This is a genomic window from Streptomyces sp. NPDC103540 (assembly GCF_055584445.1).
On record NZ_JBVJMA010000017.1, the window covers coordinates 165,232 to 182,649 of the forward strand.

Genomic DNA, 17,418 nt, shown 5'->3' on the forward strand with positions numbered 1-17,418 from the left:
GGTCTCCCGGGTGGGCGGCGGGCGGTGGTCCCGGCGGGTGCGCCTGCCGGGACCGTCTGCCTAGCAGCCGCCCGGCCCCCCGGCTTCGCGCCGCGCGCACCCGGGTCCGGTCGGCGCACGCGCGGTTCACCCCCACCGGGCGTGTCGCGCCCGCCGGGGATCGGCGGGCGCGCCGCGCGGTGCCGCCTACGCGGTGCCGCCTACGCGGTGCCGCCGCCCACCTGCCGTGTTGCCGCGCCGGGCCGCCCGCGCCGCCGCGCTGCCGTGCCGCGCTACGCGTCCGTCCGCCGGCAGCCGGTGGCGAGCCAGGCGCCCGTGTCGACGGGCGGTGAGGGCCGCAACCCGGCCTCCCGCGCCGCGTCGGCGATCTCGGACGGCGGTACGTGCCCGACGTGACGGGCCCGGGCCGTGAGGACCCACACCACCGCGCCCTGCGCCAACGCCCCGCGCAGGTCACCCAGTTCGGCGGCCAGGTCGCCGTCGCCGAGCCGCCACCACATCAGGACGGCGTCCACCCGACCCTCGTGGTCGTCCGCGACGAGTCCCCGCCCGGCGCGCGCGACCACGTCGGCGCGGACGCCGTCGTCCACGTCGTCGTCGTGGCCCGACTCCATGACGGTCATGCCGGGTTCGATGCCGAGCCCGTCCGCCGCGTTCTCCGGTGGCGTCATTCCACGCTCCTGCGTCGAGACCGGTCGCCCGACCGGCCCGACCATCATCGACGCCCGGCCGCCGGTGCGTAAGACGTCGCGGAGCGGGGCGTGCGCGGGCCGGTCGAGGGCGCCCGGCCGGGGCGGACGGACGGCCGCGCGAACCGCCCGTGACCGGTGCATCTACGCTAGTGCCCCGTCAAAGCGTCGAGACGGACGATCGGTCGTGGAACGGAGCACGTGGTGCCAGCGGGTCAAGCGGGGGAAGCGAACGACGGGGACCTGGTCGGGAAGGTGCTCGGCGGACGCTACCGGGTGACCTCCGTGGTGGGCCGGGGCGGTATGGGCGTGGTCGCGCGGGCCGTCGACGAACTGCTCGCGCGCGAGGTCGCCGTGAAGGTGCTGCGGGCCTACACCGACGCCGGCCCCGCCGAACTGGCCGATCTGCGTTCCCGGATGGAGCGCGAGGCGCAGGCCGCCGCCCGCATCCGGCACGCCGGCGTGGTCACCGTCCACGACGTGACGCACGAGCAGGGACTGCCCGTCATCGTCATGGAACTGGTCGACGGGCCCTCGCTCGACGAGGTGGTCACGGAACGCGGCCCGCTGGACCCGCACGAGGCCGCCGCCATCGGCGCCAAGCTGATGGACGCCCTCGACGCCGCGCACCGGGCGGGCGTCCTGCACCGGGACGTGAAGCCGGGCAACGTGCTGCTGGAGCGCGGAGGGCGGGTCGTGCTCACCGACTTCGGCATCGCCAGCATCGCCTCGTCCGACGACGAGGCGATGGCGAAGCTGACCCGCAGCGGTGAACTCGTCGGCTCGCTGGACTACCTGCCGCCCGAGCGGGCCCAGGGCAGGGAACCCGGCCCGGCCTCGGACATCTGGTCGCTCGGGATGACCCTGTACGCGGCGGTCGAGGGCGCCTCGCCGTTCCGCCGGACCTCCGTGTGGTCGACGCTGTCGGCGATCGTCGGCGACCCGCTGCCCGAACCCCGCCGCGCGGGGCCGCTCGCCCCGGTGCTGCGGGCGCTGATGGCCAAGGCCCCGGAGGACCGGCCCACCGCCGAGCGGGCCCGGGCGATGCTGGAGCGGGTCGCGGCGGGCGGCGAGGTCACCCCGCCGGCGGCTTCCGCCACCCCGGCCACCCCGCCGGCCGCGTCGCCGGCCCCGGCCGCGTCGCCGCTCCCCGCCGCCGCGCCGGTGCCGGCACCCGCGCCGGCGCCCGTGCCCGGCTTCGGGCCCCCGCCCCCGGCCGGGTTCGACCCGGCCGGCGAATCGTTTCCGCAGCAGCCCTACGCCCCCGGCTCCCCCCTGCCCCCGCCCGGGTTCACTCCGTACGGCCCTCCGCCCGGCGGACCGCTCACGGCGACGGGGACCGCGTCCGAGGGCGCGGACCGGGTGCGGCACCGGCGCCGCGGCGCGATCGCCGTCGCGGTCGTCGCCGTACTCGTCGCCGGAGGCGTCACCTACGCCGTGACCTCGGGCGGCGGCGAGGAGCGGGCGCGGGCGGCGAAGCCGACACCCGCGGACTCCCCGGCGCCGGGCGGACGACCGGACGCGACCGCCCCGACGCCCTCGCCCTCGCCCTCCGCCTCCGGGTCCCGGCCGGCGCCGTCCGCCTCCGCCTCGAAGAAGCCCTCCGCCTCGGCCTCGCCCTCCGCGAAGGGCTCCTCGGCCCCGCCGAGCGGTCCGAGCCCCACACCGACGGGCTGCGCGGGCTGGACGCACCGAGACCCGAAGCCGGGGACCTACGGCTACATCTCCGGCGACCACCACCTGCTGGCCGCGCCCTACCAGCAGTGCACCAAGGGCGCCCTCGTCAAGAACGGCACCAAGCTCTGGTACCAGTGCTACATCGTCAACTCGTACGGCAACCAGTGGACGTTCGTGCGCGTGGAGGGAACGAACGCCACCGGGTGGCTCTACAACCGCGACCTCAAGGGTCAGAAGGGATCGTCCCCCGCCTGCTGAGTCGACCCGGCCGGACGCGTTCTCGCAGTTCACGGGGTGGGGAGGGCGGCCGCGGGGGTGCCGGAGGCATCGTGCATCATCAGGTTCCTCCGACACCGTTTCCCTGGGGGGATCTCCGATGAAGCACTCCGCCGCGGCGGCCTTGGCCGTCCTGCTCGCACTCACCGCCACGGCCGGTTGCGCCGGCGCCGACGCCGAGGGGGCCGCCGACGCGAAGGCGAAGCCCTCCGCGGGCCCGGCGACCTCCGCCGCGCCCGTGCCCGCCCCGGTCAAGGCGCCCCCGCTCTCCGCGGAGGAGGCGCGGGCCGTCGTCAAGGACCTCACGCTGAAGGTCGAGGCGGACAACTTCGACGCCGAGTACTGGAAGGCGCACACCGCGGGCCCGCTGCTGGAACAGCAGCTCGCCGTCGTCGAGACGAGCCGGAAGTACGGAACCGACCGGGAGGCCAGGCCCGCCGACGCCCCCAGGACGGACCCCGCGGTGCACACGTGGACCAGCGGCGGCGAGGACGGCGGCGAACGGTGGATCCTCGGCGCCCACGAGGTCCAGGGCTACACCGTCGGCGACGCCGCGAAGAAGCCCGTGCTGCGCTGGTCGCTCTTCCACCAGTCGAAGCAGGGCGAGCCCTGGCGGGCCACCCTCGTCGCCCGCGCTCCCGAGGCGACGGCCCTGCCCGAAGTCGCGGTCGGGCCCGACGGGCGGGCGGTCACCGGCGGTGACACCGCCGCACTGGCCGCCGACCCGGCCGGGGTCTGCGGCCGGTACGGCGACTACCTGCACACCGACGCCGGTGCGGGCGGCGTGAAGTGGGCCGAGGACGTCACCGAGCGGAAGACGGCCGCCGCGGAGGGCCTGGCGGGCCTGCGCAAGGGCCTGGGCAAGGGCGGCAGGATCGACTTCGGGATCGACGTGAACCGCGCCCCGCACGGTCCCGTCTGGCGCACCGAGGACGGCGGCGCGCTGGTGGCCTGCACCGCCGTCAGCAAGGTGTACACCGAGTCGGCCCCGGGACGGCCGACGACCTTCACGAGCAGCGGCTGGGCCGGCACGACCGGCATCCCGTGGGCCTCGCACACCCAGCGGATCATGAGCCTGACCGTGCTCAAGGTTTCCGCCGGCGCCTCGGGCGCGGTGTCCGTGGCGGCCGAGTCGAACCTGCCGTACTCCTTCGACGGCACCAGGTCCACCGGGTGACGGGTCGGCCGGCCCTCTCGCGGGGCGCGGCCTGGTCGCGTCCCTGCGGGTGACGCGGCCGGGAACCGACCGCCGCCGACGCACGGCGCGGGGCCGCCGGCTTCCGTCCCGGCGGAGAACGGAGGATCGTGGGGGGTGAACCCGTAGGCCCTGCCCCCGCCCGCCCACCGGGCGCCGCCCGGCGGTGACGCCGGCAGCCTTCGCGACACCGGGAGGCACGTCATGCGCAAGGTCATGGACTGCAGGGAGTACCCCAGCGAGATCGGGTGCACCCTGACGCTCACGGGCGAGGAGGACGAGGTCATGGAGGCCGCCGTCCAGCACGCCGTGGCCGTACACGGTGAGGCGGACACCGGGGAGTTCCGCGAGGCGCTGCGCGGCATGCTCAAGGCGGAGGCGCCCCTGAACGCCTGAACGCCTGAACGCCTGAGCGCCTGAGCGCCTGAACGGCCGGGTCCCGGACGCGCGCACCGCGCGGCCGGGGCCCGGCCGTTTCCTCCGGATCGGGTCGGGCGCGCGGTGTGATCCGACCTGGTCCGCAGGACACGACCTACCAGCCGTACTCCGGCGGTCCGACGACGCGGTGCCCGATCCGGCGGGCGAGCAGGCGGGCGCGGCGCTGGTCGTGGGGCCGGACGTGGACGTACACGGTGTCGCCCGGAGCGGGACCGTGGGCGGCGTCACCGGAGAAGCAGGCCTGGACCCCGGTGTCCGAGCATTCCGGGGGGAGGTCGCACCCCGGCTCCGCCGGCCAGTCCAGCGCCATCCACGTGACCTGCGCCCACGCCGCCCGGCGCAGTACGCGGGGAGCCCGGTCGAGGAGGTCGCCCTCCACCGGTTCCACGACGGACAGCATCATCGGCAGGAGACGGGTCAGCAGCGCCTCGTCGTCGGGCAGGGCGTGCCCGCGCAGGAACTCGCCGCCCCCGACGAACAGGCCCCGGGGGAACGCCTCCCGTGCGGTGACGACGTCCTCGACCCCGAGCAGCTCCGCGTCCAGGTCGACGGTCGCCCCCTCGCGGAGCTCCCCGCACCCGACCAGCGCGACGGCCACGTCGAGCACCGCCGCCACGTCCCCGCCCGAACTCCGGTAGACCGGATAGGCGCTCGTATGCCCCACGGCCACCCCTCCACCGCTCTCGGCGGGTTCCGTCGCCCCGCACCCGACGCCGTATCCTCCCGCACCCACCGGGCCGCCCCGCACGGGGGTCGGACCGGCGGCGGGCATCACGCGGACCGGGCCGCCCCCGCCCACACGGGGGGCCGGCGCCCCGCCCAGGGCGCGGCCTCCTCCAGTTGGGCGGCGAGCCGGAACAGCAGGTCCTCGCGGCCGTAGCCGGCTGCGAACTGGACACCGATCGGCAGGCCGGTGCCCGCGTCGCACGCGAGGGGAACCGACATCGCGGGCGTGCCGGCCACGTTGAAGGCGGCGGTGAACGGCGAGCGGTGGAAGAGGTGCTCCGCCCAGGCCCGCCCGTCGGCGCCCTCCGCGCCGTGGCCGTAGGAGCCGAGCGGCAACGGCGGCTCGGGGAGGGTGGGGGTCAGCACCAGGTCCCGGGTCGTGAAGTGGGCGCCGATCGCGCGGGCGACGCGGTTGCGCACGTCGAGGGCGTGCACGAACTCGGTGCCGCTCACCTTCAGCCCCCACGCGCGGCTCGCGAGCATCTCGGGCTCGACGGTGGACTCGTCCACGGGCCGGCCGAGGGCCGCGGCGAGGCCGTCGATCCACGTCGCCAGGTTCGCGGACCACAAACGGGCGTTGGCGGTGACGAACTCCTCCCAGCCGACCCCGAGATCGAGGTCGGTCACCTCCACCCGGTGGCCGAGGGACTCCAGGAGCCGGGCGGCGGCGAGGGCGGCCCCGGTCACGGCCGGATCCACGGCGCGCCCGTTCCAGGGGGTGGTGAGCAGGCCGACGCGCAGCCTGCCGGGTTCACGGGTGATCTCCTCGGTGTACGGACGGCGGGGGCGCTCCGCGAAGTAGGGATCGCCGGTCTCCGGGCCCTGGATCAGGTCGAGCAGGGCGGCGCTGTCCCGCACGGTGCGGCTGAGCCCGCCGTGCACCGCGAGTCCGTTGAACACCTCGTCGGCGTCCGGCCCCAGGGAGACCCGCCCGCGGGTGGGCTTGAGCCCGAACAGTCCGGTGGAGGCGGCCGGTACCCGTATCGATCCGGCCGCGTCGGTGGCGTGCGCGAGGGGGGTGACGCCGGCGGCGACGGCAGCGGCCGATCCGCCGCTGGAGCCGCCCGCCGTCCGGGAGGGGTCCCAGGGGTTGCGCGTGGCCCCGTACAGGAGCGGCTCGGTGGTGGTGCTGTAGGCGAACTCGGGCGTGGCGGTGCGGCCGATCGTCACCAGCCCGGCGCGGCGGAACCGCCGCATCAGGAAGGAGTCCTCCCGCGCCACGTTGCCGGCGGCGAGTCGGCTGCCCCACTCGACGCGTTTGCCCCGCATGGTGACGGCCAGGTCCTTGATGAGGAACGGCACGCCCGCGAGGGGGGTGCTGCCCGGGACCGGGTCGTCCTCGGCGGGCCAGCTCTCCACGACGGCGTTGATCCGCGGATTCACGGCGGCCAGTGCGGCCTCGGCCGCACCGACGACCTCCGCCGTCGTCACCTCGCCCCGGGCGAGGAGTCCGGCCAGCCCCACGGCGTCGTACTGGGCGTATTCGTGTGGTTCCACGGCGCTCCACCTGCGTTCCCGATCGGTCCCGTGCGATACCGATCGGTATCGCTTGGGGGTGGTCGGTAACGTAGCATGATCGGCAGAGGCGCCCCCGCCACCCCGAACGAAGCGAGGCCCACGATGACGAGCAGCCCCCCGAGGCCGGGCCGGGATTCTCGGGTCGCCCGGCTCCCCCCGCGCGAGCGCATCCTCGACGCGGCCGAGGAGCTCTTCCTGAGCGAGGGCGTCAGGGCCGTCGGCGTCCAGGCCATCGCCGAGCGGGCGCGGACCACGAAGATGGCCCTCTACCGGCACTTCGCCACCAAGGACGCCCTCATCGAGGAGTGGCTGCGGATCGTCGCGGCGGGCTACGTGAGCGCCTTCGACCGGATCGAGGTCGAACACCCGGACGACGGCCGGGCCCAGGTGCTCGCCGTGGCGCGCTTCGTCGCCGACGGGCTGCCGGACATCACCCGCAGGGGCTGCCCCTTCGTCAACTCCGTCGCGGGCCTGGGCGACCCCGGCCATCCGGCCCGGCGGCTGATCGAGAACCACAAGGCCGCCCAGCGCGGACGCCTCACGGCCATGTGCGAGCGGGCCGGTGCCCACGCGCCCGACGAGGTCTCGGCCGAGCTCACCTTCCTCCTGGAGGGTGCCCAGATCAGCGCGCAGAACGGCAGCGTCGACCGCGCGGGCGAGCGGCTCGTGACCGCGGTCTCGGCGGCCCTGGACCGCGCGGTGGGCGCGCAAGGGCCGCCGGACGCCCGGTGATCACGACGGACGGGGCGGTCGGCATACTCGCCCCATGACCTTCCCTCCTTCCGGCGAGGCGCCGACCGTCCCCGCCGCACCCGACACGGCCGCCTGCGCCGCCGCGCTCGAAGTGGCCACCGCCTACTGCACCCCGGCCCTCCTCAACCACTCCGTACGGTCCTACGTGTGGGCCTGCGCGTACGCCGACGCCCGGGGCATCGCCTACGACGCCGAGCTGCTGTACGTGGCCGCGCTGCTCCACGACCTCGGTCTGACCCCGGAGTTCGACAGCCACACCGTGGCCTTCGACGAGGCGGGCGGGCACGTGGCCTGGGTGTTCGCCGCCGGCGCGGGCTGGCCGGCGGAGCGCCGCCGCAGGCTCTCCGAGGTCATCGTGCGGCACATGTGGGACGCGGTCGACGTGGACCTGGACCCGGAGGGCCACCTGCTGGAGCGGGCGACCGGCGTGGACATCTCGGGGCGCAACGCGGAGGACTTCACCGACGCCTTCCGCGCGGAGGTCCTGGCCCGTCACCCGCGCGAGGGCCTCGCGCGGGAGTTCCTGGCCTGCTTCCGGGACCAGGCCGCCCGCAAGCCCGGGAGTTCGGCCGCCGCCGCCGTGCGCGGCGGTCTCGCGGAACGCGTCCTCGCGGACCCGCACCCGCTCGTCGTCCACCGGGGGGCGCGCCCCGCGGACGGTGTCTGAGCGCGTCAGGACTTCCGTTCCGGCTCGGCCGGCCCCGCTCCGCTCAGGTCGTGGCCGGGGGCGAGGGCCTCGGCGATGCGGCCCGCGATGGTCTGCGCCGTGTTGTACGCGGGCGCCTTCGGCCCCGTCGTCGTGGAGACGGCCAGGGCCAGCCGCTCGGACGGCAGGTAGGCCTGGATCGCGGCGTAGCCCGCGAAGGACGGGTTCGACTGGATCCACCCGTTCTGGACGATCACCCCGTACCCGAAGTGCCGCGCGGGCAGCTGCTTGAAGCAGTCCCGGGCCGAGCAGCCGGGGGTGTCGCCGCCGAGGCCGACGGTGCCGGGGTCCAGCTGGGTCCGGAAGGCCGCCGCGGAGAGCAGCTCGCCCGTGCCGACGGCCTCCGCGGAGCGGGCGAGGTCGCAGACGTGGGTGTTGAGCACGGCGCCGGGGGCGGTGGTCCAGGAGGGGTTCCAGTACGTGGACTCCTCGTACGGGCCGCGCTCGGTGTCGTAGGAGTGCAGGACGGGTTCCTCGATCTCGGGGGTGGTGCCGTTGCGGGTGTCGCCCAGCCCCGCGGGCCCCATGATCTGCTGTTGGAGCAGCTCGGCCAGCGGCATCCCGGAGATCTTCTCCAGGGCCTGCCCGAGCAGGACGAAGTTCGCGTGGGAGTAGCTCCAGCTCGTCCCCGGCGGGTAGAGCAGGGGGTGGGAGGCCGAGATCGCCACCAGCTCGTCGGGTGTCCACGGGCGGAACGGGTCGGCGTACAGGGCCGCGAGGAACTTCGGGTCCGGTACGTAGTCGCGCAGCCCGGAGGTGCTGCTGCCGAGCATCCGCAGGGTGATCCGGTCGGCGTGCGGGGCGTCGGGCAGCCAGCGCGAGATCGGCTCGTCGAGGGAGGCCTTGCCCTGCTCGACGAGCCGCAGCGCCGCGATGCCCATGTAGACGATGGCCACCGAACCGGCCCGGAAGTGCATGTCCGCGGTGGTCGGGACCCCCGACATCGACTCGCCGAGCGCCGCCGTGAGGACTTCCTTCCCGTCGCGGGTGACCCGTAGGACGACGGCCTTCAGGTCCAGTTCCCTGCGGGTGTCCTCGGCGATGTCCAGGATCCGCTTCGCCTCGCCGCCCGTGGGCGTGGGGGAGGCGGCGCACGTCGCGGACGCGGCCCGGGCGCCGGCGCCGGGGGCCGCCGCCCACGCGTCGCCTGTCGCGCCGCCGGCCGGCAGGGCCGTGGCGACGAGCGCGGCGGTGCACAGGCCCACCGTGCGGGAACGGGTGCGGGAACGGGAGCGGGACCGGGCGGGTCCCGGGTGCGCGGTCATGTCGGGTCCGGGCCGGCGGTCGGGCCCACCGGGCCCGCAGGGCGCGTCGGGCGCGGCGGCCTTCCCGCTCGGGTCGCTCGGGTCGCTCGGGTCGCGAGGAGCATGGCGGCCTCCTGCCGTGGAGAGCGAACGGACGTGACCGCGCGAGCCGCGTCAGGTTCCGGTCACACGCACCGGCCCCGTCCTTCGATGGAACGCCGGCCCCGCGCACGGGGCCAGTCGGGGGAACCCCGGAGCGGCCCGGGGCGGGGGCCCGGTCGGGGGGCGCGGGCGGTCGGTGCGGGCGTTGGCCGGATGACGGCGCCCGATTTGGGCGTGTGGATCATCGGGGCTAACCTCCCCAGTCGTTGCCCAAGTCAACCAATAGGGGTCGGTATGGACGCCACCACCGCACACTTCCGCAGCCACGTCGAGGAGATCCTCGACGCCCTGGCGAAGGACCCGGACCGTGAGGCCCTGGTGTACCGCGACCGGCGCGTGAGCGCGGGCGCCTTACGCGGCCTCGTCCACGCCATGGCCCGCGCCCTGCGCGCCCGGGGGATCGAGCGCGGCCACACGGTGACGCTCCTCGCCGGGAACCTCCCCGAGACCATCGCGGCGCGCTACGCCGCCGGCCTGCTCGGCTGCGCCGTGAACCACCTCTACGCCGGCCTTTCGGCCGAGGTGCACGCCGACATCCTCCGGGACGTCGAGACCCGGGCCCTGATCGTCGACCCCGCCCACCGCGAGCGCGCCGCGGAACTGGCCCGCCGGGTCCCCCTCGACCACGTGCTCTTCCTCGGAGCCGATCTCGGGCCGGACGCCGGAGCGGACACCGACCCGGGCCGCGGGACGGCTCCTGACGCCGCGTCGGACCTGGTACGGCTCGCCGCCGAACAGTCCGCCGACGTACTGCCGGGCGCGGCACGACCGGGTGACGTCTGCACCATCCGGCACACCGGCGGGACCACCGGCCACCCCAAGGCCATCTGCACGACCTTCGCGCAGTGGACGTCGATCGGACCCGACTGGTCCGAGGAGGAGGACGTCCGGGCCCTGGTGTGCACCACCCTCGCGCACGCGGCCGGAATCGTGGCGGACACCACCCTGGGGCGCGGCGGCACCGTCGTCCTGCTGGACGGGTTCGAGGCGGGCCCGGTCCTCGGCGCCGTCGAGCGCGAACGCGTCACCCACATGTTCCTCCTGCCGCCCCTCCTCTACCGGCTGATGGACCACCCCGACGTCGACCGCACCGACACCTCCAGCCTGCGCGTGCTCACCTACGGCGGCTGCGCCTCCTCCCCGTCCCGCCTCGCGGCGGCCGTGCGGCGCTTCGGGCCGGTGCTGAACCAGTTCTACGGCCAGAACGAAGCCGGCGGCATCAGCATGCTCACCCCCGAGGACCACGACCCGCTCCGCCCCGAGCTGCTGCGCACCGCCGGAAGGGCCCTGGACGGCGTGGAGATATCCATCCGGGACGCCGCCGGCCGGAGCCTGCCCACCGGAGGTCACGGGGAGATCTGCGTACGCTCCCCCCACGTGATGGAGGGGTACTGGAAGCAGCCCGAGCTGACCGCCGAGGTGCTGCGCGACGGATGGCTGCACACCGGCGACATCGGCTTCGTCGACGCGGCCGGCTACCTCACCATCGTGGACCGGCTGAAGGACATGATCGTGGTGGTCGGCGGTCACGTGTACACGGTCGAACTCGAAGACGTGCTCAACTCGCACCCGGGGGTCCGACAGAGCGCGGTGCTCGGGGTCCCGGACGCCCACCGCGTGGAACGCGTCCACGCGGTCGTGGTCCGCACGCCGGGCGGCCGGGTGGGGGAGGAGGAACTGCGCGCCCTCGTAAGGGAACGGAAGGGGGCCATGTACGAGCCCGCGACCGTCGAGTTCGTCGACGCCCTGCCGCTGACGGACGCCGGCAAGCCGGACAAGAGGCACCTGCTGGCCCGGGCCCGCGCCGTCGCCACCGACGTTTCGGAATCGACGATTCCGGGGACGGCTGTCCCCGCATCGCGGTGACCCACCCGGCGCCGTGACGGCGCCTTTCGCGCCGGTCGAGGAGGACCATGGGTTGGAATGGCACGCGCAGGACGGTCACGTCCGCCGCACTCGCCGGGGCGGTCGCCCTGGTCCTGGCCGCTCCACCCCCCTCGGGTCACGGGGCCGGCGCCGAGGCGACCACCTCCTTCGCGACGGTGGCCGAGCGCCGGGACGCCACCCCGACGCCGGCCCCGCCCCGCCTGCCCCGCGACTTCCGCGGCAAGGGCGAGTGGATCGTCCGGGACCTGGACATCACCGTGCCGTTCACCTGGGAGGGGCGCGACGGCGACAGCCAGATGACCGCCGGGGGTCCCCAGTACCCGATCTGGTTCACCAACCTGATCCACCGCGGAACGCTCTACACCCTGACCTACAAGTGGCCCGGCCTGTACGAGCACGACTGTTCGAGCATCCCGGACTTCGACCTGGAGTCCCTGAACCGGATCCTCGCGGGATCCCGGTTCGTCGGGCGCGAGACCCTGCGACACGCCCACGTACAGCGGCAGGTGCACCACTGGAGGGTGGGTGTGGTCCTCCCGCGGCTGCCCCCGGGCAATCACCCCCGCCTGCCGCTGGCCCTCGGTGACATCTACGTCGACGAGGAGAACCCGGAGACCTTCTGGCAGGTGCTCCAGTTCGGGGTCCAGAACCTCTTCGACCCCGAACTGGACGAGTGGCTCGTCATGGACACCTTCGAGCACCGTCCCGGGACCGTACGGCTTCCCGACCGGTGCCGGGCCCTCGCCCGCCCGTGACCGGGTGACCGCGACCCCGACCGCTCAGGCGGGCAGGGTCATGAGCAGCAGGGGAGTGGTGGTGGGCCGGGGCGAGCCGCCGGTGGGTTCGAGGGTGAGGCCGACCGCGGTGGCGCCGCCGAGGTCGCCGTCGAGCAGGACGGTGCCGTCCCCGTGGACGAATCCCGCCGGACGCATCCCGCCCGCGTCGCCCAGCCACAGCTGGTAGGTCTTCCCCGGCGCGGGGGCGGGCAGGCCGGTGGCGGCGAAGACGGCCCCGCCCCCGACCTCCGAGGTGACGACGGTCGTCAGCGCCCCGTTGGTGGCCCTGCCGTGCGTGGTGCGGGCGTCCGGGGCGGCGAGGACGGCGGTCACCGCGTCGAGCCGCCGCTCGGCCCGGCCCGCCCGCTCGGCCGACCGCTCGCCCTGCTGGTACTGCCAGGCGGCCAGGCCCGCGAAGCAGGCCGCGGCGGCCACGGCGGCGGCCAGCAGGAGCGGGCCCGCGCCGCGCCGGCGCAGGACGCCGAGGCGTTCGGCGGCGGCGGGGACCGCCACCCGCGGGGGGAGTTGACGTACGCCGTCGATCGCGGACAGGGTCCGCCGTCTCATGGCGGCCGGGGGTGTCCGGGCCGTCGCCGCGGCGAGCCGCGCGGCGGTGGCCCGGAACTCCTCGACGTCCAGGCGGCAGTCCGCGCAGTCGCCCAGGTGGCCGTCGAAGGCCTCGCGGTCGGCGCCTTCGAGCGCGTCCAGCGCGTACGCGGCCGTGAGGGTGTGGAGGTCGGTGTCGTGCGGGTTCATGCGGTCACCCCCATGCAGTCGCGGAGCCGGATGAGTCCGTCGCGCATGCGCGTCTTGACGGTCGGGAGCGGGATGCGCAGGGACTCGGCGACCTCACGGTAGGTCAGTCCCCGGTAGTAGGCCAGGGTCACGGCCTGGCGTTGGATCTCGGTCAGGCCGCGCAGGCAGCGGCGTACCTGCTCACCCTCCAGACGGGTCTCGACCTGCTCGGCGACCTCGTCGAATCCGGTGGTGTGCTCGCGGGCGGCAGAGGCGTGCTCGCGGTCCGTGGCGGCCTGCGCCGAGCGGACCCGGTCCACCGCCCGCCGGTGGGCGATCGTCGCCGCCCACGTCGTGACGCTGCCGGCCTCGGGCCGGTAGCGGGCGGCCTGCCGCCACAGGTCGATCATCACCTCCTGGGCGACCTCCTCGGACTGCGCGCGGTCGCGCACGACCTTCATCACGATGCCGAACACCAGGGGAGCGAGGGCGTCGTACAGCCGGGAGAAGGCCTCCTTGTCGCCGTGGGCGACCCGGTGCATGGCCTCGGCGAGATCGGGCCGGCCGGCCGGGCCGGGGGAGCCGAGGGGCAGGGGTCGGTTCACCGGGCGGGCACCGCCTGCGGCGACCAGCCGGAGCGCCGTTCCGGGACGACCTGTCGGGGGCGGGATGTCCATCGCATGTGAGTCCTTCGTCGGCGGTACGGCCTGAACCACGGGGTGGGTCCGAGGACTTCTTCGTAGCCGACGTGCGCGCGGATGGGAGGTCGTTTCGCGGACCGCCCCCGCCGCGCGCCCGCGGCCCGGCGCCCCCCTGTGCGGGGGAACGCCGGGCCGCGGGAGGTCCCGGGCCGCGCGGCCCGGTGGGACGGGGTCAGAACACGGTGACCGTGAAGGGGTTGTCCACGTAGTTGCCGTTCAGGTCGTACGTGAAGACGGTGACCGAGTCGGGGCCGCAGACGGAGTTGGGGTCCGTGCTGAAGCTGCGGCGGTTGGAATTGGGCAGTTCGACGTGGACCACGCTGAACGCCAGGTTGACCTCCTCACTGACGTTCACGCAGTACCGGCCGGTGTTGACGTGACGCACCCAGTCGATGTTCTTGGCCCGCCTCAGCGCGCCGGAGGCGGTGACGTCCGCCGCGGCCTGGACGTAGGGAGAGGTGATCGGCCTCGGGTCGGCCGGGGCGGCGACGGCGGGAGCGGCGAGCGCCCCGGTCAGGGCGAGCGCAGCGGGCAGGACGGGCAGGACGGGCAGGAAACGGAACATGACTCACACTCCCGACGATGGCGTCCCACAGCGAGTTGCGGACGATCCGTCCACCCTCGACCGGCACTGCACGCCGTGCGGCCGCCACGCCGGACCGGCCTGGGCCAACCGGGGCCGAAAGTCACCCGCGCGGCCCGGCCGGTACGGCCATCCGGAACCCCGGCCCACCCCGCTCACACCACCGTCACCGGATGACGGACCACCGCGTCGAACAGGTAGCCCTGGGTGTTGTGGGCGGCCGTGGCCGGCTGCGTACGGCCCGTGGCGTCCGTCGCCCGGGCCAGCAGCGCGGTCGGGCCCGTGGCCCGCGGGGTCCACGGCAGCGACCAGCGCACCCAGGAACCCCGGCGCGGCGTGTCGTGCAGGCGGGCCCGCCGCCAGCGCGCCCCGCCGTCGGTGCTCACCTCCACCCGGTGCACGGGGGCCGCGCCCGACCAGGAGCGGCCGGTCAGCAGCCGGGTGCGGTGGACCGGCAGGGTCGCGCCCGACGGGAGCTCGAAGGCGCTCTTGAGGGTCTGCCGCGTCAGCGGGGCACTGCCCTGGGGCGGCTGTTCGGGGCCGAACAGCCGGTAGAGGTCGGTGTTCCACGGCGTGTACAGTGCCTGCGCGCTGACCTCGATGTCGCCGACCCACTTGACGCTGGAGATGCCGATCCAGTCGGCGACCACGATCCGGACCGGGCCGCCGTGGTCGGCCGGCAGCGGCTCGCCGTTCATCTCGTACGCGAGGATCACGTCGTCCAGGGCCTTCGCGACGGGCAGGGGACGGCGGACCCGCCCGAGGTTCACCCCGTTGGTGACCACCTCGTCGTCCAGGCCCCGGGGCAGCACGTCCACCGCGCGGCGGGTCACCCCGGCCCGCCGCAACACGTCCGACAGGCGCGCGCCGCGCCAGCGGGCCACGCCGATCGCACCGAGCGTCCAGGCCGTACCGGTGACCGTCTGGCCCTGCTGGGTGGTGTAGAAGCTCCGGCCGTTCCCCGCGCACTCGATGAACAGGGTGCGTTCGACGGCCGGCAGGGAGCGCAGCCGGTCGTACGAGAACGCGACCGGGCCGCCCGCCAGGGCGTCGCCCCACACGTTCAGCCGCCAGTCCGCGGCGGTCAGGCGGGGGGTGACGGTGTGGTTGCGCACGAAGAACCGGTCCACCGGAGTGAGGTGTCCGGTCCCGCGCAACGCGGCGAAGTTGGTCTCGGCGTTGGTGCCGCGCGCGGTGAACAGCTCGGGCGGCAGCGGTTTCACGATCCCGGGCGCCGCCGGCGCCGCGGGCACGGCGGCCGTGCCAGGGTGCGCCGCCGCGGCGGATCCGGCGGCGGCGAACCCCAGCGGGCCGGCCGCCGCCCCCGCCGCGAACAACCGCAGCAGGTCACGGCGGTCCACTCCGGCGGAGCGGGCGCGGCCGCGCGCCCACTGGCGCAGGCGCGCACGGTCGTACTGGCTCTCGTCCGACAGGTCGACGGGCATGGCGGGACACTCCTTGGTCGCGATTCCCGACGGACCGTAGGACCACCCCGCCACCTGCGGGAACCTCGGGGACGCGATGGCCACGAACCTGCAACACGGGCGCAACGCGACGCCTCCTGCGGCCCCGGGCCCGCCGCCCCGGGCCGCCGCGTGCACCTCTTCGGGACGGCGAGTAACGTCGATGGTGTGCGTTGCGCCGACACCACCGTGGCGGCATCGCCCGGCGGTACGGCCGTGGCTGCCGACAGAGGATCGGGATCACATGGCAGAGCACCGCTTCCCCCTCGTGGCGCCCGCCGCCGGGGCCGTACTGGCCCTCGTGGCGGCCTTGGGCCCCGCGCCGGCGCAAGCCGCGCCGCGGGACGCCGGTGCGGGCGGCGCCGGTGCCACAGCGGCCGGGACCGCCGCGCTCGCCACTTCGGGCTCCGCCGCCCCGGGCCTTTCGACCACGGGCTTGCCGACCTCACGTTTCGTCCCCGGCCCCTGCCCGAAGACGCCCGCGCCGATCGAGGCGCTCGCCACCGCCCGGTGCGGATACCTGGAGGTCCCGGAGAACAGGGCCCGCCCCGACGGGCGGACGATCCGGCTGGCCGTCGCGGTCATCCCGTCCGAAGCGGCCGAACCCGCCCCGGACCCGGTGGTGTTCATGGCCGGCGGCCCCGGCGGAGAGACCTTCGACGATATCCCGTACCTGGTCTCCTCCGGGCTGAACCGCGACCGCGACCTCATCGTCATGGCCCAGCGCGGCAACCGCTACGACCAACCCGGCCTCGCCTGCCCTGAACTCGACCGCTTCTACGCCGAGTCCGTGGGGCTCCCGTCCTACGCACCCGAGACGGAGCGGCTCATGCTCGCCGCCGCGAAGCGGTGCCACGACCGCCTGACGGCCGCCGGCGTCGACCTCGCCGCCTACAACAGCACCGAGAACGCGGCCGACTTCGCCGACCTGCGCACCGCACTGGGCATCGGGCAGTGGAACGTCTACGGCCACTCGTACGGCAGCAACCTGGCCCTCACCTACCTGCGCCTGCACCCTCGGGGGATCCGCGCGGTGGCGGTCGACTCGATCGCCCCCGCGCAGTCCGTCTCCCTGCCCTTCGCCTGGGCCGGAGCCCGCGAGGGCCTCGACAACCTCTACCGGGCGTGCGCCGCCGAGCCGACCTGCCACGCGCGCTACCCGGACCTCGAACGCACCCTGAACGAGCAGGTCCGCAAGCTGGAGGAGCGGCCGCTCACCCTGGACGTCACGCCGCCCGGGGGCGGGGCGCCCGTCAAGGTCGTCCTCGACGGCGGCGCCCTGGTCAACCTGCTCGTCGCCAAGGCGATCCCCTTCGCCGAGGTGCCCGCCGCGATCGACGAACTCGCCCGCGGACGCCCGGAGCGCTTCGCCCGGGCCCGTGCCGCCGGCGCGCACCAGAACGTCGGCGAGAGCGCCCACGGGCTGACGAATTCGGTGGTGTGCGCGGAATGGGTACCGGGCCACTCCGCGTCCGACGTCCTGGACGCGGGCCGCCGCGCCTTCCCCGACTGGCCGCGACAGGTCCAGGCCCAGGCGCCCCAACTGGCCTTCCAGGAACAGGTGTGCCGGATCTGGAACGTCCCCGACCGCACCGCCGAGCAGCGGGTCGCCCCCACCGGCTCGGTGCCCGTCCTCTTCCTCAACGGGACGTTCGACATGAAGACCGGAGCGAGCTGGGCCCAGAAGACCGCCCGCATGCTGCCCCGCGCGACCACGCTACGGTTCCCCGGCATCGGGCACTGGGTGGTCCCGCAGTCGCCCTGCGCCCAGAAGGTGCTGGCCTCCTTCCTCGCCCGTCCGACCGCGCCGGACACCGGCTGCGTCGCCGACCTGAAGTGGGAGCCCTTCACGATCACCCCGAAGTGACCCCGAAGTGACCCCGAATCGA

General features: G+C 75.1%; 16 protein-coding genes. 8 read left to right on the forward strand and 8 right to left on the reverse strand.

Features of this window, described 5'->3' with window-relative positions; all coding sequences use genetic code 11:
- Positions 1–272 precede the first annotated feature (272 nt).
- Positions 273–671: a DUF3052 family protein gene (locus tag ACZ6ZI_RS33100; RefSeq protein WP_469527146.1), complete on the reverse strand. Its 399-nt coding sequence runs from the start codon at positions 669–671 to the stop codon at positions 273–275.
- 222 nt (positions 672–893) lie between these two features.
- On the opposite strand from ACZ6ZI_RS33100, the gene ACZ6ZI_RS33105 reads away from it, so the two are divergent.
- The 3 genes from ACZ6ZI_RS33105 to ACZ6ZI_RS33115 all read left to right on the forward strand — a co-directional run bounded on the left by ACZ6ZI_RS33105 (position 894) and on the right by ACZ6ZI_RS33115 (position 4,233).
- Positions 894–2,624, forward strand: coding sequence for a serine/threonine-protein kinase (locus tag ACZ6ZI_RS33105; RefSeq protein ID WP_469527148.1), 1,731 nt, complete (start codon positions 894–896; stop codon positions 2,622–2,624).
- Positions 2,625–2,742: 118 nt separating this feature from the next.
- The gene (locus ACZ6ZI_RS33110; protein WP_469527150.1) at positions 2,743–3,819 is read left to right on the forward strand and encodes a hypothetical protein; all 1,077 of its coding nucleotides are present in this window, start codon (positions 2,743–2,745) and stop codon (positions 3,817–3,819) included.
- Between the two features lie 222 nt (positions 3,820–4,041).
- The gene (locus tag ACZ6ZI_RS33115; RefSeq protein ID WP_363058257.1) at positions 4,042–4,233 is read left to right on the forward strand and encodes a DUF1059 domain-containing protein; all 192 of its coding nucleotides are present in this window, start codon (positions 4,042–4,044) and stop codon (positions 4,231–4,233) included.
- A 136-nt stretch (positions 4,234–4,369) separates the two neighbouring features.
- On the opposite strand, the gene ACZ6ZI_RS33120 is transcribed toward ACZ6ZI_RS33115, so the two are convergent.
- Together ACZ6ZI_RS33120 and ACZ6ZI_RS33125 are read right to left on the reverse strand one after the other, a co-directional pair.
- Positions 4,370–4,939 (reverse strand): hypothetical protein, encoded by a 570-nt coding sequence (locus ACZ6ZI_RS33120; RefSeq protein WP_469527152.1) that lies wholly within the window; start codon positions 4,937–4,939, stop codon positions 4,370–4,372.
- Positions 4,940–5,046: 107 nt separating this feature from the next.
- Positions 5,047–6,498, reverse strand: a complete 1,452-nt coding sequence (locus ACZ6ZI_RS33125; RefSeq protein WP_469527154.1) for an amidase — start codon at positions 6,496–6,498, stop codon at positions 5,047–5,049.
- Positions 6,499–6,621: 123 nt separating this feature from the next.
- Between ACZ6ZI_RS33125 and ACZ6ZI_RS33130 the strand changes: the two genes are divergently transcribed.
- Positions 6,622–7,251, forward strand: a complete 630-nt coding sequence (locus ACZ6ZI_RS33130; RefSeq protein WP_469527157.1) for a TetR/AcrR family transcriptional regulator — start codon at positions 6,622–6,624, stop codon at positions 7,249–7,251.
- A gap of 34 nt (positions 7,252–7,285) precedes the next feature.
- A complete protein-coding gene (locus ACZ6ZI_RS33135; RefSeq protein ID WP_469527159.1) occupies positions 7,286–7,939 on the forward strand; it encodes an HD domain-containing protein in 654 nt (217 codons plus the stop codon).
- Positions 7,940–7,944: 5 nt separating this feature from the next.
- Here the strand turns inward: ACZ6ZI_RS33135 and ACZ6ZI_RS33140 are convergent, their stop codons facing one another.
- The gene (locus ACZ6ZI_RS33140) at positions 7,945–9,243 is read right to left on the reverse strand and encodes a serine hydrolase domain-containing protein (protein ID WP_469527160.1); all 1,299 of its coding nucleotides are present in this window, start codon (positions 9,241–9,243) and stop codon (positions 7,945–7,947) included.
- A gap of 375 nt (positions 9,244–9,618) precedes the next feature.
- Between ACZ6ZI_RS33140 and ACZ6ZI_RS33145 the strand changes: the two genes are divergently transcribed.
- Both ACZ6ZI_RS33145 and ACZ6ZI_RS33150 read left to right on the forward strand, forming a co-directional pair.
- Positions 9,619–11,250 carry an AMP-binding protein gene (locus ACZ6ZI_RS33145; protein ID WP_469527162.1) on the forward strand — a complete coding sequence of 544 codons (1,632 nt, stop codon included), beginning with the start codon at positions 9,619–9,621 and terminating at the stop codon, positions 11,248–11,250.
- Positions 11,251–11,297: 47 nt separating this feature from the next.
- Entirely contained in the window at positions 11,298–12,026 is a 729-nt protein-coding gene (locus tag ACZ6ZI_RS33150; protein WP_469527164.1) for a hypothetical protein, read from the forward strand.
- A 24-nt stretch (positions 12,027–12,050) separates the two neighbouring features.
- On the opposite strand, the gene ACZ6ZI_RS33155 is transcribed toward ACZ6ZI_RS33150, so the two are convergent.
- From ACZ6ZI_RS33155 to ACZ6ZI_RS33170, 4 genes are all read right to left on the reverse strand, one after another.
- On the reverse strand, positions 12,051–12,803 hold the full coding sequence (locus ACZ6ZI_RS33155) for an anti-sigma factor (RefSeq protein ID WP_469527166.1): 753 nt from the start codon (positions 12,801–12,803) through the stop codon (positions 12,051–12,053).
- Positions 12,800–13,387 carry an ECF RNA polymerase sigma factor SigK gene (sigK, locus tag ACZ6ZI_RS33160; RefSeq protein WP_469527169.1) on the reverse strand — a complete coding sequence of 196 codons (588 nt, stop codon included), beginning with the start codon at positions 13,385–13,387 and terminating at the stop codon, positions 12,800–12,802. The genes ACZ6ZI_RS33155 and sigK overlap by 4 nt, the downstream gene beginning before the upstream one ends.
- Positions 13,388–13,655: 268 nt before the next feature.
- Positions 13,656–14,048, reverse strand: coding sequence for a hypothetical protein (locus ACZ6ZI_RS33165; RefSeq protein WP_469527171.1), 393 nt, complete (start codon positions 14,046–14,048; stop codon positions 13,656–13,658).
- Between the two features lie 173 nt (positions 14,049–14,221).
- Entirely contained in the window at positions 14,222–15,511 is a 1,290-nt protein-coding gene (locus tag ACZ6ZI_RS33170) for a sulfite oxidase (protein WP_469527173.1), read from the reverse strand.
- Positions 15,512–15,773: 262 nt separating this feature from the next.
- Here ACZ6ZI_RS33170 and ACZ6ZI_RS33175 point away from each other — a divergent pair, with 262 nt between their 5' ends.
- Positions 15,774–17,396, forward strand: coding sequence for an alpha/beta fold hydrolase (locus ACZ6ZI_RS33175; protein ID WP_469527175.1), 1,623 nt, complete (start codon positions 15,774–15,776; stop codon positions 17,394–17,396).
- The last annotated feature ends 22 nt before the right edge of the window (positions 17,397–17,418 follow it).